The 15,822-nt window shown below is 73.7% G+C and carries 12 protein-coding genes and 3 pseudogenes; 7 read left to right on the forward strand and 8 right to left on the reverse strand.

The genetic code is table 11. From position 1 onward, the window contains the following. Positions 1–50: 50 nt before the first annotated feature. Positions 51–890: a formate dehydrogenase accessory sulfurtransferase FdhD gene (gene fdhD / locus ACF9IK_RS36070; protein WP_395298278.1), complete on the reverse strand. Its 840-nt coding sequence runs from the start codon at positions 888–890 to the stop codon at positions 51–53. 408 nt (positions 891–1,298) lie between these two features. Between fdhD and ACF9IK_RS36075 the strand changes: the two genes are divergently transcribed. Together ACF9IK_RS36075 and ACF9IK_RS36080 are read left to right on the forward strand one after the other, a co-directional pair. Continuing rightward, positions 1,299–2,330, forward strand: coding sequence for a nitronate monooxygenase (locus tag ACF9IK_RS36075; protein ID WP_395298279.1), 1,032 nt, complete (start codon positions 1,299–1,301; stop codon positions 2,328–2,330). 195 nt (positions 2,331–2,525) lie between these two features. Continuing rightward, complete coding sequence (locus ACF9IK_RS36080; RefSeq protein ID WP_395298280.1) at positions 2,526–3,305, forward strand: HAD-IIA family hydrolase; 780 nt, start codon at positions 2,526–2,528, stop codon at positions 3,303–3,305. Between the two features lie 505 nt (positions 3,306–3,810). On the opposite strand, the pseudogene ACF9IK_RS36085 reads toward ACF9IK_RS36080, so the two are convergent. Then, positions 3,811–4,005, reverse strand: a pseudogene (locus ACF9IK_RS36085) (VOC family protein); the annotation flags it as partial. 61 nt (positions 4,006–4,066) lie between these two features. After that, positions 4,067–5,377, reverse strand: a complete 1,311-nt coding sequence (locus ACF9IK_RS36090; RefSeq protein WP_395298281.1) for a cytochrome P450 — start codon at positions 5,375–5,377, stop codon at positions 4,067–4,069. A 251-nt stretch (positions 5,378–5,628) separates the two neighbouring features. Between ACF9IK_RS36090 and ACF9IK_RS36095 the strand changes: the two genes are divergently transcribed. Beyond that, complete coding sequence (locus tag ACF9IK_RS36095; protein ID WP_395298282.1) at positions 5,629–7,398, forward strand: cation:proton antiporter; 1,770 nt, start codon at positions 5,629–5,631, stop codon at positions 7,396–7,398. Between the two features lie 114 nt (positions 7,399–7,512). On the opposite strand, the gene ACF9IK_RS36100 is transcribed toward ACF9IK_RS36095, so the two are convergent. Continuing rightward, positions 7,513–9,336: a glycoside hydrolase family 15 protein gene (locus ACF9IK_RS36100; RefSeq protein WP_395298283.1), complete on the reverse strand. Its 1,824-nt coding sequence runs from the start codon at positions 9,334–9,336 to the stop codon at positions 7,513–7,515. A gap of 157 nt (positions 9,337–9,493) precedes the next feature. After that, a complete protein-coding gene (locus ACF9IK_RS36105) occupies positions 9,494–11,173 on the reverse strand; it encodes a peptide-N4-asparagine amidase (RefSeq protein WP_395298284.1) in 1,680 nt (559 codons plus the stop codon). 109 nt (positions 11,174–11,282) lie between these two features. Here ACF9IK_RS36105 and ACF9IK_RS36110 point away from each other — a divergent pair. Continuing rightward, positions 11,283–11,672, forward strand: a pseudogene (locus ACF9IK_RS36110) (SAM-dependent methyltransferase); the annotation flags it as partial. Positions 11,673–11,854: 182 nt separating this feature from the next. On the opposite strand, the gene ACF9IK_RS36115 reads toward ACF9IK_RS36110, so the two are convergent. Both ACF9IK_RS36115 and ACF9IK_RS36120 read right to left on the reverse strand, forming a co-directional pair. Further along, positions 11,855–12,070: a heavy-metal-associated domain-containing protein gene (locus ACF9IK_RS36115; protein WP_395298285.1), complete on the reverse strand. Its 216-nt coding sequence runs from the start codon at positions 12,068–12,070 to the stop codon at positions 11,855–11,857. A gap of 207 nt (positions 12,071–12,277) precedes the next feature. Then, entirely contained in the window at positions 12,278–12,724 is a 447-nt protein-coding gene (locus tag ACF9IK_RS36120) for a MarR family winged helix-turn-helix transcriptional regulator (protein ID WP_395298286.1), read from the reverse strand. A 125-nt stretch (positions 12,725–12,849) separates the two neighbouring features. Here ACF9IK_RS36120 and ACF9IK_RS36125 point away from each other — a divergent pair, with 125 nt between their 5' ends. Then, a complete protein-coding gene (locus ACF9IK_RS36125; RefSeq protein WP_395298287.1) occupies positions 12,850–13,776 on the forward strand; it encodes an NADP-dependent oxidoreductase in 927 nt (308 codons plus the stop codon). Positions 13,777–13,821: 45 nt separating this feature from the next. Further along, positions 13,822–14,109: a putative quinol monooxygenase gene (locus ACF9IK_RS36130; RefSeq protein ID WP_395298288.1), complete on the forward strand. Its 288-nt coding sequence runs from the start codon at positions 13,822–13,824 to the stop codon at positions 14,107–14,109. A gap of 103 nt (positions 14,110–14,212) precedes the next feature. Here the strand turns inward: ACF9IK_RS36130 and ACF9IK_RS36135 are convergent. Next, a pseudogene (locus tag ACF9IK_RS36135) lies at positions 14,213–15,155 on the reverse strand (LysR family transcriptional regulator). A 72-nt stretch (positions 15,156–15,227) separates the two neighbouring features. Between ACF9IK_RS36135 and ACF9IK_RS36140 the strand changes: the two are divergent. Continuing rightward, the gene (locus ACF9IK_RS36140; protein ID WP_395298289.1) at positions 15,228–15,617 is read left to right on the forward strand and encodes a RidA family protein; all 390 of its coding nucleotides are present in this window, start codon (positions 15,228–15,230) and stop codon (positions 15,615–15,617) included. Positions 15,618–15,822 lie beyond the last annotated feature (205 nt).

Below are 15,822 nucleotides of genomic sequence, written 5' to 3' on the forward strand. Positions count from 1 at the left end.
CCCGCGCCGCCCTGCGCACCTCCGGGCCATCCGCTCCGAGGCCGGACGGGTCAGGACCCGACGGGCGCCGGCTCCAGGCGCTCGGCGCCCGCGTAGACGTTCATCGACGCGCCGCGCAGGAAGCCGACCAGCGTCAGCCCGCTCTCGGCGGCGAGGTCGACGGCGAGCGAGGAGGGGGCGGAGACGGCCGCCAGCATCGGGATGCCGGCCATCACCGCTTTCTGCACCAGCTCGAACGAGGCCCGGCCGCTCACCATCAGTACCGTCCCGCGCAGTGGCAGCATGCCCTCGCGCAGCGCGTGGCCGACCACCTTGTCCACCGCGTTGTGCCGGCCCACGTCCTCCCGCAGGCAGAGCAGGTCGCCGTCGGCGGAGAACAGCCCGGCCGCGTGCAGACCGCCGGTGGTGTCGAAGACCCGCTGGGCCGCCCGCAGCCGGTCGGGCAGGGCGGTGAGCACGGCGGGCGTGGTGCGCAGCGGGTCCTCGTCCACGGACCAGGCCGCCGTGGTGCGGACGGCGTCGAGGCTGGCCTTGCCGCAGAGCCCGCAGGACGAGGTGGTGTAGAAGTTGCGCTCCAGCGAGGCGTCGGGGGCGGGCACGCCCGGGGCGAGCGCGATGTCCACCACGTTGTAGGTGTTGCTGCCGTCGGCCGTGGCGCCCGCGCAGTACCGGATCGCCGCCAGGTCGTCGGCGGAGTGCAGGGCACCCTCGCTCACCAGGAAGCCGGCCGCGAGATCGAAGTCGTCGCCGGGGGTGCGCATGGTCACGGTGAGCGGGCGCCCGTTGACGCGGATCTCCATCGGCTCCTCGGCCGCCAGGGTGTCGGGGCGGTGGGAGTGCGCTCCGTCCCGGATGCGCAGCACCCGCCGTCGCACGGTCACTCGCCCCATGGTCTCGCTCCTTCGTCTGCTGCCGGCGCCGCTCCGGCGGCCGCGCCGGGCCGCGATCGCCAGGCACGGCAAGCCTACGGCCGTCGGCTCGACACGACCAAGGCCGTCGCCCACGGCTCGCCCGCCCCGCGGCCCCGCTCACCTTCAGCGGCCCGGCGATGCTCCGCGGGCTCGTCGCCGCCGTCCCGCCGTCGCCGCCGTCCCGCCGTCCCGCCGTCCCGCCCTCGCCGCCGTCCCGCCGGGCGGCCGGCCCCCGGCCGCCCGGGCGCCCTCGGGGAGGTCGTCACCGTCCCCGGCCGCTGAGGCGACCCTGCCGGTGCCGCGGAACGGGCAGGGCCGGTCTGGCCAACAGGGTGTCGTTGCAGGAGGGCGTGGTTTCGACGGCAGGACGGGGGACAGGAGTCCGTCATGCCCCGCGATCTGACCTCCCTCCACACCGACCTGCCCGTCTGGGCCGCCCCGATGGCCGGCGGCGCCGGCAGCCCCGACCTCGTCGAGGCCGCGGCCCGCGCCGGAGGTCTCGGCTTCCTGGCCGGCGGCTACCGGACCCCTGCCGACCTCGCCGCGCAGATCACCCGCGTCCGCGCCAACGGTGCGGTGTTCGGCGTCAACCTCTTCACCCCCAACCCCGTTCCCGTCGCGCCGGACGCGTACCGCACCTACGCCCGCGTCCTGCAGCGGGAGGCCGACCGCTTCCACCTCATCCTCCCCGCCGGGAACGTGACCGAGGACGACGACGCCTGGGAGGAGAAGGTCGCCCTCCTCCTCAGGACGCCCGTTCCCCTCGTCTCCTTCACCTTCGGCCTGCCGCACTCCGACACCGTCCGGGCGCTCCAGAACGTGGGCAGCCTCGTGGCCCAGACCGTCACCACCCCGGCCGAAGCACTTGCCGCCGCCGAGACCGGCGCTGACCTGCTGATCGTCCAGGCCGCCGCAGCCGGCGGACACTCCGCCACACTCACCCCCTCTCGGCCCCTCGCCCCGACCCCGCTGCCCGACCTGGTCAGCGACGTCCGGCACTCCGTTCCGCTGCCCGTGATCGCCGCAGGCGGTATCGCCACCCCGGCGGACACCGCGGCCGCCCTGCGGGCCGGCGCCGACGCCGTGATGGTCGGAACCGTCCTGCTCCGCACCCACGAGAGCGGTGCCTCCGCACCGCACAAGGCAGCCCTGGCCGACCCGGCGTACACGGACACCACGCTGACCCGTGCCTTCACCGGCCGCCCCGCCCGCGCTCTGCGCAACCGCTTCACCGACACCTACGAACAGGCCGCGCCGCTCGGCTACCCGGCCGTCCACCACCTCACCAGCCCTTTGCGCAAGGCGGCCACCGCCGCGAACGACACCGAGCTGATCCACCTGTGGGCAGGCACCGGCTACCGCCAGGCCCGGGACGAACCCGCCGCCAAGACCCTCACCCGCCTCGCCGCCGGGCGCTGAGTCCCGGGCCGGGCGCTGGGTCTTGCGCCGGACCCGCTCGACGCTCCAGTTGCCGTGTCGGTCGCGGCCGAACCGCTCCAGAACCTGCGCGACGCCTGCAACCGCTGTCGTCCGGCGACGTCGAGTCCCGGCCCGGGGCCTCCTGTGCCGCGTGCCGCACGGCCGACCGGCGAGAGGCGACGCTAGTGTCAGGGCATGCGACGGGGCGAAGCGGTTCTGCTCGACATCGACGGCGTGCTCACGGTCGACTGGGAGCCGCTGCCCGGCGCAGTGTCGGCCGTGCAGGAACTGCGTGCCGCCGGCGTTCCCTTCGTCCTGTTGACCAACACCACCTCCCGCACGAGGCGTTCGATCGTCGCCACCCTCGCGGAGGCGGGCTTCCCCGTCGGCGTCGAATCCGTCCTCACCGCGCCCGCCGCGAGCGCCGCCCGGCTCGCGGGCTCCCGGTGTCTGCTGCTCAACAGCGGCGACATCGGCGAGGACCTGGCCGCCGTGGAGCTCGTGGAGCGGCCGGAGGACGCCGAGGTGGTGCTGATCGGCGGGGCCGGCCCCGAATTCGGGTACGAGGCGCTCAACCGTGCGTTCGCCGCGCTCCAGAGCGGAGCACGGCTCGTGGCGATGCACCGCAGCGCCTACTGGCGCACCGGAGCGGGACTGCAGCTCGACAGCGGCGCCTTCGTCGCCGGGCTGGAGTTCGCGGGGGACGTCCGGGCCGAGGTGCTCGGCAAACCGGCCGAGGCGTTCTTCGCCGGCGCCCTCGCGCACCTGGGCGCGGAGGCGGCCGAGGCGGTCATGGTCGGCGACGACATCGAGTCCGACGTGCTCGCCGCGCAGGGCTGCGGAATCACCGGTGTGCTCGTCCGTACCGGCAAGGCGGCGTCGGGCGGGCCCCGGCAGGGCAGCGGCCGGCCGGACCACGTACTCGACTCGGTGGCGGACCTCCCGGACCTGTTGTCGCGGCTACGGCGGGGTTGAGCAGGGTCGGCCGGTCCGCTCCAGCGCCTCGTACGGTGATCCGTCGCCCGCCCGCACGGAAGGCTTCGCCGGCTACTGCCACGCGACCCGGATGCGCATCGAGCCCGACTCCGCCCGAGCCGGCGGGAGCATGCGTCCCGAGCGACGCGATCCGGACCGGTGCGGCACCGGCGGAGAGATCGAGTCGGTAGAGGCCCAGGGTTCCGGCCTTCTGCCACAGGAACGCCAGGGACCGGCCGTCCGGGGACAGGGCCGCGCCGGCGATGCGGGCCTGCTCCTCGGGTATGAGGGTCTCGACCTCGTCGACCTGGCTGTGGTCCGGGGCGGACGTCACCCTGAGCAGGGTGCTGCCGGCGTTGCACAGCAGCGAGCGGTCGTCGAACCCGAGACGGGCCGCGCACGCCGGCATCGCCTCCGAACCGGGCAGCGCCGTCCGGCCGTTGACGGGCGGGCCGAGCACGGCCGGCTCGACGTACTGCTCGGCGAAGGGCGCCGCCGGATCGGTGCGACGCCACAGCAGGTTGGGCTCGGGCACCCGGTTGAAGTACAGCACCGGTCCGTCCGCCAGCAGCACCTGGGTCTCCCGGTCACCCGGCTGGTTCTCCGGATCCAGCGGACGGCCGGTCACCCTGCTCCAGAACCTGGCCAGCTCGTAGGCGTCCGCACAGTCGATCGCCACGTTCTGCACTACCGAAACCATGCGCGCAGTCCTTCCCGACTTCCACGCCGGGCGCCACCGGCGGTCCGCTCGGGCCACCGCGTCAGCCGCGGGGGCGCCACCGGACGTGCAGGTGCTTGAGACCGTTCTGGAAGTTGGACACCAGGTGGTCGGGCGCGGGCCCCGGAGCCAGAGTCAGTTCGGGCAGCCCGGTGAGGAGGGCGCCGAGCATCGAGGTCATCTGCAGACGCGCCAGCTGAGCCCCGACGCAGAAGTGCGGACCGTAGCCGAAGCTGACGTGGTCGTTCGGCGTGCGGGTGACGTCGAAGCGGTCGGGGTCCGTGAACACCGTCTCTTCCCGGTTGGCGGAGGCGTGGTAGACCACCACCTTCTCGCCGCGCCGGATCCGCCGCCCGCCGAGCTCGACGTCCTGCGTGACGGTGCGTCGGAAGTCCACCACCGGTGGCCAGTAGCGCAGCATCTCCTCGACGGCCGAGGCGACCGACTCCGGCCGCCGCACCAGCAGCCGGTACTGCTCGGGGTGGCTGAGCAGGGAGTACAGGCCGCCTGGCAGGGCGTTGCGCACCGTCTCGTTGCCGGCCACGGCGAAGAGGAAGAACATCGTCTCGAACTCCGCCGTCCCCAGCCCGCCTTCCCGCATCCGGGCGAGCACGCTGCCGGGGCGCGGCCGCTCGGCGAGCGCGTGGGCGTAGGCGAACATGTCGGCCAGGGCGGCGCGGGACCGCGGGTTCACCGGTCGGCCGTCCGGCGCCGTCCGGATGCCGGGGCGGTGGGCGAGGGCCGCCCGGCCGGCGTCGCTGAGCGCGGCCGGGTCGACGGTGCTGGAGTGCGCGTAATCGGCGTCCTGGTAGCCGATCACGCGGTTCGCCCAGTCCTGCAGGAGCCGGCGGTCCTGTTCCGGTACGCCCATGATGCGGGCGAGGGTCCGCACCGGGAGGTCGGCGACCAGGCGGACGACGTCCGCCTCCCCTCGCGCCCGCACCTCCCGGACGGTGGTCGCCGCATGGTGCTCGATGCCGACGGCCAACTCCCGCAGGGCGCGCGGGGTGAAGGCACCCGCGACGATCCGGCGTAGCCGGGAGTGGTCCGGCGGATCCTGGTTGAGCATCATCGTCCGGGCGAAGTCCAGGTCCGCGGGGGAGTCGGGGTCCCGGATCTGGGTGGCGCCCAGGTGGGAGGAGAACACGTCCGGGGTGCGGAGGACGTGCTTGACGTCGGCGTGCCGCAGCACCGCCCAGTACCCGGGCCCGGCCGGCCACGGACCCACCGCCGGTTCCTCCACCCACCACACCGGGGCCGCACTCCGCAGCTCCCGGAGGAGTTCGTACGGCACGCCTTCGGCGTAGGTGGAGGGCAGGAAGATCCGGTTCACGTGTGCCTGGTCGAGGATCACAGCGTCCGACGGTACGACGGACCGGGGCGGCGCGCCAGGATGCCGTCGACAGCGGACGCCGCCCGCCCCGCCCACGAACGATCGTGTCGGAGCCGGTCAGCGGAGCCCCGGGAACGACGAGGACCACACCGCCGGAGCGTCCAGTGGACCGCGGGCTCGTTCCCGCTCGCCCGCTCGTCCGCCCGCACCACCGCCTTCCCGTGCTGTGTCGTGCTTGACTCGTCGTGACGGTGCCAGCACAGTGCGAATCCATGACCACCGACCAGATCCTCCTGGGCCTGGGGCTGATCGCCGTTCTCGCGGTCGGCTCCCAGGTGCTGGCGAGGTGGCTGCGCATCCCCGCCCTGATCGTCCTCCTCCCGGTCGGCTTCACGGCCGGAGTGCTCACGGACGACATCGACCCCGACGACCTCCTGGGCGCGGCCTTCTCGCCACTGGTGTCGCTCTCGGTGGCGCTGATCCTCTACGACGCCGGTCTCGGCCTCGACCTGAAGCACCTCCAGGGGCACAACCGGCGGGTGGTGGTGCGGCTGCTCCTGCTCGGTACGGTCGTCACCTTCGTCTCCGCCGCCCTGCTCGCGGCGGGGTTCCTCGGGATGTCCGCCAGGGCGGCGCTGATGCTCGGGGCGATCCTCGTGGTCAGCGGCCCGACGGTCGTGGGGCCGCTGCTCGGCTTCGTGCGGCCGGTGGAACGGCTCCAGTGGATCCTCACCTGGGAGGGGTCGCTGATCGACCCGATCGGCGCCATCCTGGGTGCCCTGGTCTTCCACTCGGTCGTCGCGAGCACCCGCCCCGCCCTCGGAGAGCGGATCGGCGAGCTGCTGCTGAGCGTCGTGGCGGGGCTGGCCGGGGGCTTGGTGGGAACGCTGCTGCTGTGGCTGCTGCTGAGCAGGATCCGGATCCCCGAGCCGCTCGGCACGTCGGTGCAGCTCGCCACGGTGATCGGCACCGCGGCGGTCTGTGACGTACTGCGCGACGACACCGGGCTGATCGCGGCGGTGGCCATGGGGGTGGCCGTGGCCAACCTCCCGGCCTTCGACGTCCCCTCACGCAACCCCTTCTTCGAGACGCTGGTGCAGCTGATCATCGGGCTGCTCTTCATCTCCATCTCGGCGACGATCGATCCGGACTCGCTCAAGGGCGTGGTGTTCCCGAGCCTCGGCCTGGTCGCGGTCCTGGTCCTCGTCGTCAGGCCGCTGGTGGCGGCGCTCGCAACGGTGCGAACGGACCTCGGCCGCGGCGAACGCGGTTTCGTCGGGTGGATGGCGCCGCGCGGCATCGTCGCGGCCGCCACCGCGTCGACCTTCTCCACCACACTGGTCCAGAAGGACGTCGCAGGGGCTTCCAAGATCCTCCCCGCCACCTTCCTGGTCATCGTCGCGACGGTGGCGGTCTACGGCTTCACCGCGGTGCCTGCGTCGAGACTGCTCGGCGTCAGACGCCGTGCCCGTTCGCGGCCGTTGCTGGTCGGTGGCGCGCACTGGGTGGTGGAGCTGGGCCGGGCGCTGCGGTCGGCGGGCCTGGACGTGCTGATGTGGGCAGGCCGCGAACGGGAGCGCGAGCTGATCAGGGAGTCCGACCTCGAACTGGCGCCCGGCGAGCTGTTGGCGGCGGCCACCGGGCAGGGCGCCGAACTGGAGGGCATCACGGCCGTGCTGCTGCTCACCGACGAGGACGACTTCAACGCGCTCGCCTCGACGATCCTGCAGGGCAGCATCGAGGGCCCGGTCTTCCGTCTGGGCCCGCCCCACGGCAGTCACGGGGTGGTGGCGCCGTACACGGGCGGGGAGATCCTCTTCGGCACCGCCCTGACCAGGCCGGCGCTGGCCCGGCGTTACGCGCAGGGGGCGCCCGTCGTGACGCGGCCGGGCGCGGAGGGGATCCCGGCCGGACACGACCTGCTGTTCCTGGTGCGGGCCGACGGTTCGCTGGCCCCGGTGACCGAGGGCGGCACGCCCGAGGATCGGGACGGGGACGTGCTGGTCCTCCTCGGCCCGGACCGGCGGCCCGCACCGTACTGAGCGGGAGCTCCCGCGACGACCGCCGGTGCCTTCGACCGCCGGTGCCTTCGACCGCCGACGGGGCATCGCGCGGTCAGGGCGCCGGGCGATTCTTTGGTGCGGGCCGGCACCGGGTCATCCGCGCCGCTGCAGCTCGTCGAGCGCGTCGTCGAGCGTGGTGGCCGCCATGATCAGCGCGAGATGGGTGAACGCCTGGGGGAAGTTGCCGAGCTGCTCCCCGCTGGGCCCGATCTCCTCGGCGAACAGGCCGACGTGGTTGGCGTAGGTGTGCATCTTCTCGAAGGTGTAGCGCGCCTGGCGCAGCCGGCCGGCTCTGGCCAGCGCGTCCACGTACAGGAACGTGCACAGGCTGAAGGTGCCCTCCGAGCCGCGCAGGCCGTCCGGCGAGGCCGCCGGGTCGTAGCGGTAGACGAGGCTGTCGGAGACCAGCTTGCGCTCCATGGCGTCCAGGGTGTTCAGCCAGCCCGGACTCCTCGGGGCGATGAACCGGACCCGGGGGATGATCAGCAGCGAGGCGTCCAGGACGTCGCCGTCGTAGTGCTGCACGAGTGCCTGCTCGGCCTGGCTCCACCCCCGCTCCATGACCTGTTCGAGGATGGCGTCGCGGGCGGCGGTCCAGCGCGCGGTGTCGGCGGGCCTGCGGTACGTCTCGGCGAGGTGCAGGGCGCGGTCGAGGGCGACCCAGCACATCACCCGGCTGTAGGTGAAGTTCCGGCGCCCGCCGCGGGTCTCCCAGATGCCCTCGTCGGGCCGGTCCCACGTCTCGGCCAGCCAGTCCACGGTGCGGGCGAGCCCCTTCCAGCCGTGGTAGCCCGCCTGTTCGCCGAGCTCCTGACCCTCTGCCAGGGCGTACATCACCTCGCCGTAGATGTCGAGCTGCAACTGGTCGGCGGCGGCGTTCCCGGCGCGCACCGGGTAGGAGCCGCGGTAGCCCTCCAGGTGGCTCAGGACCTCCTCGGAGAGGTCGGGGTCGCCGTCGACCCGGTACATGATCTGCAACCGCTCGCCGGGGGAGTCCGCGCGGTCGCGCATCCGGTCGCCGAGCCAGCGCGAGAACCTGGCCGCCTCCTCGACGAACCCGAGGTCGAGCAGCGCGCGGACGGAGAGCGAGCCGTCGCGGATCCACGAGTAGCGGTAGTCCCAGTTGCGCTCGCCGCCGACCTGCTCGGGCAGGCCCATGGTGGCGGCGGCGATCGGGGCGCCCGTGGGCGAGTAGGTGAGCAGCTTGAGGGTGATGATCGAGCGGTTCACCATGTCCGGCCAGCGGCCCCGGTAGCGGGAGGTCCGCACCCAGCTCTGCCAGAAGTCGACGGCCTCCCCCATCTGCTCGTGGAGCACGTCGGCGTCGGCCGGCGCGGGTGCCTCGCCGTCGGGGCCGCACACGGTGAACACCGCCCCGGCGGACTCACCGGCGTTGAGGACCACCTCGCCGCGGACGTCGTCGCCCTCCCGCTCCAGGGGGAAGGTGGTCCGCAGGTGCGCGGTGATGCCCGGCGCGTGGAACGAGGCGCCCTCGGGGCCCAGCCGGAGCTCGTGGGCGGCCCGCCCGTAGTCGAACCGCGGCCGGCACTCCATGGTGAAGCGGACGCTGCCGCGCACGGCCCGTACCAGCCTCGTCAGGGTGTGCCGGTCGGTGGGGCGGTCGGTGCGGTCGGGTGGCATCCAGTCCACCACCTCGCCGACCCCGTCGGGTGACATGAAGCGGGTGACCAGCACCGCGGTGTCCGGGTAGTAGAGCTGCCGGCGAATGTCCTCCGGGTGCTCCGGTGACAGCCGGAAGTAGCCGCCCCGGTCGTGGTCGAGTAACGCCGCGAACACGCTCGGCGAGTCGAACCTCGGGGCCGCGAACCAGTCGACGACCCCTTCCGCGGATACCAGGGCCGCGGTCTGCAGGTCCCCCACGAGGCCGTGGTCGGCGATGAGTGGATAGCGCTCCATGGCGGTTCTCCGAAGGTCTGCCGGACTCCGTCCGAATGAAAGTCCCCTGTTGCCCACTGTCCGGTATGTTCTGCCGGCGCGCGCGACGAGATCGGGGCTGCCGCCGCCAGCCGGCAGCCCCGATCACACCGGGTTCTGCAGCGGAGTGCCGGGCGTTCTACCGGTCGACCGGCCAGCCGTCCACGGTGGTGATCGTGCGGTGGTACGGCCCCTCCGGGCCGGTGGTGCGGTAGTCCTCGACCGAGCCGCCCGTGCGGACGGTGGTGTCGCCGTCGTGTCGATGGGCGGTCGGGCGCAGCGTGTGGTCGACGGTGGCGCGGTCGGTCACACGGGCGCCGGTCGCGGCGGTGGCCTCTCGGTGGTAGCCGAGGTTCATGGTCGTGCGCTGGTCGGTGTTGCCGGCCGCGTCCCTGGCGTACCGGTAGTCGACGTCGAGGGGTTGTCCCTCGTGGATCGTGGTGGTGCGGCGCGGACCGGAGCCCCAGGTGGCGGTGGTGCGGGTGAGGTCGCTCCGGTTGTGCAGGGTCAGGCCGTTGCCGCTGTCGCGGAACTGCTGGGCGGAGGTGAAGACGAGGTCGTCGCGGACCTCGGTGGTGACCCGCCCGTGCGACGTCTGCACCCAACCGCGCGCCAGGTCGTGGCGGCCCGCCGTGACGGTCCAGTCGCCGCTGCCGCCGCCGTGGTCGGTGAGGGCGGTGGCCACCGCGGCCTCCGGGGCCACCCGGTACTCGGTGAGCTGCCCGGACGTACGGGCGGTGCCGTGGTCGACGTCGGCGAAGAGGTTGACCTGGCCGGTCCAGAGGTCGTTGCTCTGGGCCTCGGCGGCGTTGACGGCGACGGCGACGGTGTGCGGTCGTCCGTCCACCAGGAGCCCGACGTAGGGGGTCAGGTCGAGCCGGTAGGCGGGCAGGTCGAAGGCGAAGATGCCGGGGGTGGGTCGCCAGAGCAGCGGGTCCCACCCGCCGGTGTAGATCACGGGGTACGGCCAGACCGCGCCGGCCACCCGGCCGTCGATGCTGACCCGCAGCTCGCGGAACGGACCCTTGCCGCAGACGCCGGCGCCGGAGTCGGCGCGGGCGAACTCGTCCGGCGCGGAGGCGTACGCGAACTCCTCGCAGGCGCCGCCGCCGCGCGCGTACACCTCGGCGGTGAGGCGTTCGAGGTTCGGCGGGAAGGACAGCTCGCGGCCGGCGGAGGGGGTGGCCTGGGTGAGCCCGAACGCCCCGGTGGTGAGCAGCCGGTCGGCGGTGCGGGCGGCGGGCCACCGCGCGGAGGCGGTGTAGAAGGTGAGGCTCGCCGAGATCCGGAACACCCCGGTGTAGGTGGCGTCGGTGACGTTGGCGAGGTCGAACTCGAAGGGCTGCCGCCCGGCCGCGAACAGCGGTGCGTAGCGGGTGACGTCCCGTTCGAGCGACCACTCGATGCCGTCCTTGGACGGTTCGGGGGTGGAGGAGAGCAGCACCTGGACGCCGCCGACGCGGACGGTGAACAGCCGGTCGAACTGCCGGCCGGCGACCTGGCCGTGCAGGTCCAGCACGACCGCCGACCAGGGCCCGGCGCAGGCGGCCGGCGGGGTGGCGGTGGCCGTGTACGGGGTGTCGGGCGGGCTGCCGTAGCCGTTGCGGAACGGCTGATCGTGCATCACCTCTACGGTGCAGGAACGGGTGTCCGGCCGGGTGAGCGGCTTCGTGGCGGTGAGCGGGTCGTGGTAGTCGGTGCCGAAGTCGGCGTGCGCGGGCCCGGCCGCGGCCAGCGCCCCGGCGAGGGCGAGGACGACGGTGCCGGCCAGGCGGCCGACGCGGCGGCCGGCTCGGCGGATCAGCGGGTGGGCGGCCAAGGGGGTCCCTCTCGGTCGGGCGGAAGCGAACGGTCGGTCCCGGGCATCCTTCCGGCGGTGGCATGTGCGCGTCAACAGCTCGGGGCGCCGCAGCGGCCCCGCGCGCCTGCCGGCGGCCTGGCGGACGACGCTCTCGGCGGCTCGCCGGGTGCTGCGTCCGGGCGGCCACCTGGTGTTCGAGACCCGAGTCCCGGCGGCGCGCGCCTGGGAGCGGTGGAACCGCACGGACTCGTACGCGGTGACGGCGCTCCCGGGTGTCGGCGCCGTGGAGACCTGGGTCGACCTGATCGATGTCGACGGGCCGTTGGTGACGTTCCGGTGGACGTACGTGTTCGCCGCGGACGGGGCGGTCATGACCTCGGACTCCACGCTGCGCTTCCGTGAGCGCGACGAGGTGGAGGCCGACCTGGTGGCGAGCGGGTTCGCCGTCGAGGAGGTCGGCGACGCCCCCGACCGGCCGGGCCGGGAGTTCGTCTTCCTCGCGCGACGACTGGTGTGACGACTGGCGTGACGACTGGCGCGGCGACGGGTGCAGCGCACCGCCTCGGCGGCGCCGGAACGTACGGCCTGCGGCCGTCCGGCGCGCCGCCGTTCGGCCGCGACCGGCCTCAGGCCGCAGGTCCGGCAGCCGCCCTCGGGCCGCGGAACCGGTTGATCACCCGGTTCGCCGCCCGCCCGCCGTCAGCTGCGGCCGACGAAGGCGAAGCCGGCCGCGTCGACCGCGTTGCGGAGCAGCGCCTCGTCGAGCGGCTGGGCGGAGGCGACGGTGACCCGCCCGGTCGGCGCGTCGGCCGTGACCCCGGTGACGCCGGGGAGTGCGGACAGCCCGGCGCTGACCGTCCGCTCGCAGTGGCCGCAGCTCATGCCGTCGACGCTGAGGACCGTGGTGATGGACATGGGGATGCCTCCGTTGCCGTGTGCGTGTGACAGGGGCGCCGGTCACCGCCCGGGAGGGGCGGGGCCGGCGAACGACGATTCCCACCACAGCGCAGGAGAGGGCGGCGGCCCAGGGACACGCCGCGCAGGTGGCACGTTCGAGTGGACCGTGGAACCGATCGGGTCGCGCGTCCGACGGGGGCCGCCGTCGGCCGCCGTCGGACGCCGTCAGGGTGATTCGGTGGTGGGGAACACCCGGTCGAGCAGGCCGAGCAGGGCGGCACGCTCGGCGCCGTCGAGGCGGGCGAGGCCGGGCAGGCCGGCGGCGATCTCGGCGCGGATGCTCCCGACCGCGGCGACGCCGGCCTCGGTGAGCACCACGTTCTTGATCCGTCGGTCGGTGGGGTCGGGCTCGCGGTGGACCAGGCCGCGGGCCTCCAGGCGGTCGACGATCCCCGTGACGTTGGAGGCGTCGCAGCCGAGCGTGCCGGCGAGCGTGCGCATGGGCATGGGCCGGCGGAGCAGGCTCAGCACCTTGCCCTGCATGAGGGTGAGGTCCTGGCGGGCGGCGACGGTGGCGAAGTTCCGGTAGTAGTCGGCGGCGGCGCGGGCCAGCCGGTCCATGATCTGGACCGTGTCGGCGGCCTGGGCGGGCGGGGGAGTGGTCCTGGTCATGGGATCAGTCTAGGCGGCGTTGCTTGACATCCTCAATTATCGAGGTCTACCGTCTCAGTATTGCTTGAGGAGATAAACCATCAAGCAAATCAACACTTCTTGTCCAGCAGCACAGGAGCACTCCCATGAAGGCCATCACCTACCGCGCCTACGGCGGACCGGACGTCCTGGAGTACGGTGACGTGCCCGAGCCCAAGCTCGGCCCGGACTCCGTCCTGGTCCGGGTCGCCGCCGCCTCGGTGAACCCGGTCGACTGGAAGATCCAGGCCGGCTACCTGGACGGTGTGCTGGACGTCGTCTTCCCGGTCATCCCCGGCTGGGACGTCGCCGGCGTCGTCGAGCAGGTCGGCGTCGGCGTCACCGAGTTCGCGCCGGGCGACGAGGTGATGGGCTACGTCCGCGAGGACATGGTCCGTCGCGGCACCTTCGCCGAGTACATCGCGGCGCCCGTGCGCACCCTGGCCCGCAAGCCCGAGGCCCTCGACTTCGCCCAGGCCGCCGGCCTGCCGCTGGCCGGCCTCACCGCCTATCAGGCGCTGACCCGCGCCCTGGAGGTCAAGCCCGGCGAGACCGTCCTCGTCCACGCGGCCGCCGGTGGCGTCGGCTCGCTCGCCGTCCAGATCGCCGTCGCGCTCGGCGCCCGGGTGATCGGCACCGCCGGCGAGCGCAACCACGACTACCTGCGCGGCCTGGGCGCCGAGCCGGTCGCCTACGGCGACGGCCTGGCCGACCGGGTCCGCGCGCTCGCCCCGGACGGCGTCGACGCGGTGCTCGACCTGATCGGCGGCGAGGCCCTCCAGCTGTCGCCCGCCCTGCTCGCGGAGGGCGGCCGCCTGGCCTCCGTCGCCGACGGCGCCGTCCTCGCCCTCGGCGGCCGGTACGTCTTCGTCCGCCCTGACACCGCCGACCTCGCGGCGCTCGGCGAGCTCGCCGACAGCGGCCGGCTCACCGTCGAGGTCGCCGCGACCTTCCCGCTGGAGCAGACCGCCGAGGCCCACCGCCTCAACGCCGCCGGCCACACTCGCGGCAAGATCGTCGTCACCGTTCCCTGACCCGCGCCCACCGGTCGCCCCCGCACCACCCGGAAGGAACCCGCCGTGTCCCTCGTCGTCATCGCCGACTGGCTCGCCGACGCCGGCGCCGAGCAGCGCGTCGCCGACCTGCTGCCCGCCGTCACCGAGGCCGCCCTCGCCGAACCGGGCGTGCTCGCCTTCCGGGTGGTCCGCTCCCTGCGCGACCGGGCCGCGTTCGTCGTCTTCGCCGAGTACGAGGACGAGGCGGCCCTGGTCTCCCACCGCGAGAGCGGTTCCTACCAGGACCTCGTCCTGGACGGGATCACCCCGCTGCTCATCGACCGCCAGGCCGAGGCCTACGCGCTGGTGTGAGGCGGCAGGTCCCGCACCGCCCCTGGCCGCCCCGCCGGGAAGCGGTGCCCCAAGGCCCGGGTGCCGGCCGACACCGGCCGCCACCCGGGCCTGCCGGGTGCCGTCACCCGTCAGCGCCGACCCCTGGCTCCGGCGGGTCCTGGTCGACGGCCGGGTAGCAGTCGACGGTGGCGAGCAGGTTCGCGACCAGGGGGTTCTGCTCGTGCCTGCGCCAGGCGACGGCGACCCGGGTACGGGCGTCGCCGGGGGCCGTGCGGCGGAGGACGACCCCGTCGAGGCGGATCCGGCGGATGCTCGCCGGCGCCAGGGTGACGCCCAGGCCGGCCTGCACCAGGGCGCACAGGGTCTGCCACTCCACGGCACGCTGCGTGATGCGCGGGGTGAATCCCGCCGCAGCGCACAGGCCGATGATCTGATCGTGCAGCCTCGGGCCGACCTCGCGCGGCAGCATGACGAACGGTGAGTCCGCCAGGTCCGAGAGCCGGATCGTCCGTTGGGAGGCCAGTGGGTGGCCGGCCGGGAGCACCGCCGCGAACGGCTCGCGGAGGATCGTCCGGAAGCCGAGCTCCGGGTCGTCGGCGGGGGGTTCGCGCAGCAGCCCGACCTCGATGCTCCGGTCCTTCAGGGCGGCCAGCTGAGGGGCGGTCGTCATCTCGCGGACATCCAGTTGCACGTCGGGGAACCGCTGCCGGAAAGTCCGGAGCAGGCCGGGCAAGGACGGTCAGGGCGAGCGAGGCGGCGAAGCCGATCCGCAGACGGCCCGCCCGGCCACTGCCGACCGCCCGGGCCGCGGCGAGGCCGGCCGCGACGTCGGCGAGGGCCCGTCGGGCGGCGGGCAGCAGTTCCCGGCCCGCGGGAGTGAGCGTCACGCGGCCCGGCTCGCGGTGGAACAGCGGGTGGCCGACCTTCTCCTCCAGCCGGCGGATCTGCTGGCTCAGCGGAGGCTGGGCGACACCCAGCCGTTCGGCCGCGTGCCCGAAGTGGAGTTCCTCGGCGAGGACGACGAACGCGTGCAGTCGGAGGAGGGGGAGTTCCGGTCGCACCATACGTCCAGTGATATCACCCCACACCTGAGGGTGTATTGGACGTATCGGGTCCGCCCGCCTAGCGTGCGGCCCATGACGGAGCGACGTTCGATTCTCAGTGGTTCGCCCTTCGAGGAGCAGATCGGCTACGCGCGCGCCGTGGTCGACGGGGACAGGGTGCACGTGTCCGGGACGACCGGCTTCGACTACGCCACCATGACGATCTCGGACGACGTGGTGGAGCAGGCCGAGCAGTGCCTGCGGAACATCGGGGCCGCCCTGGCCGAGGCCGGCTGCACCTTCGCGGACGTGGTGCGGGTGCGCTACCTGATGCCGGCCCGGGCCGACTTCGAGCCGTGCTGGCCGGTCCTGCGTCGCTGCTTCGGTGAGGTCAGGCCGGCCGCCACCATGCTGGTCTGCGGCCTGGCCGACCCGCGGATGAAGATCGAGATCGAGGTGGACGCGCGGCGGGCCGCCGCGTAGGCGGGGCGGCCGGACGGACCGGGGGCGAGCGGGGCTCGGTTTCGGTCGCGTCGGGGTCGGTTTACGGACCGTTCCAGGGCCGGTCGCCCGGATGTGCACGGGTGGTTCCGCAGTCATGGCAGTATCAATGTCAGATGTGACATATCACATTGTCTAAGAAGGGTGTCGGCCCCACACGGCATGCCTCGCCGACCCTCAGGAGAAC

Origin of the sequence: Kitasatospora hibisci, assembly GCF_043950205.1 — a bacterium.
GTDB lineage: Bacteria > Actinomycetota > Actinomycetes > Streptomycetales > Streptomycetaceae > Kitasatospora > Kitasatospora hibisci.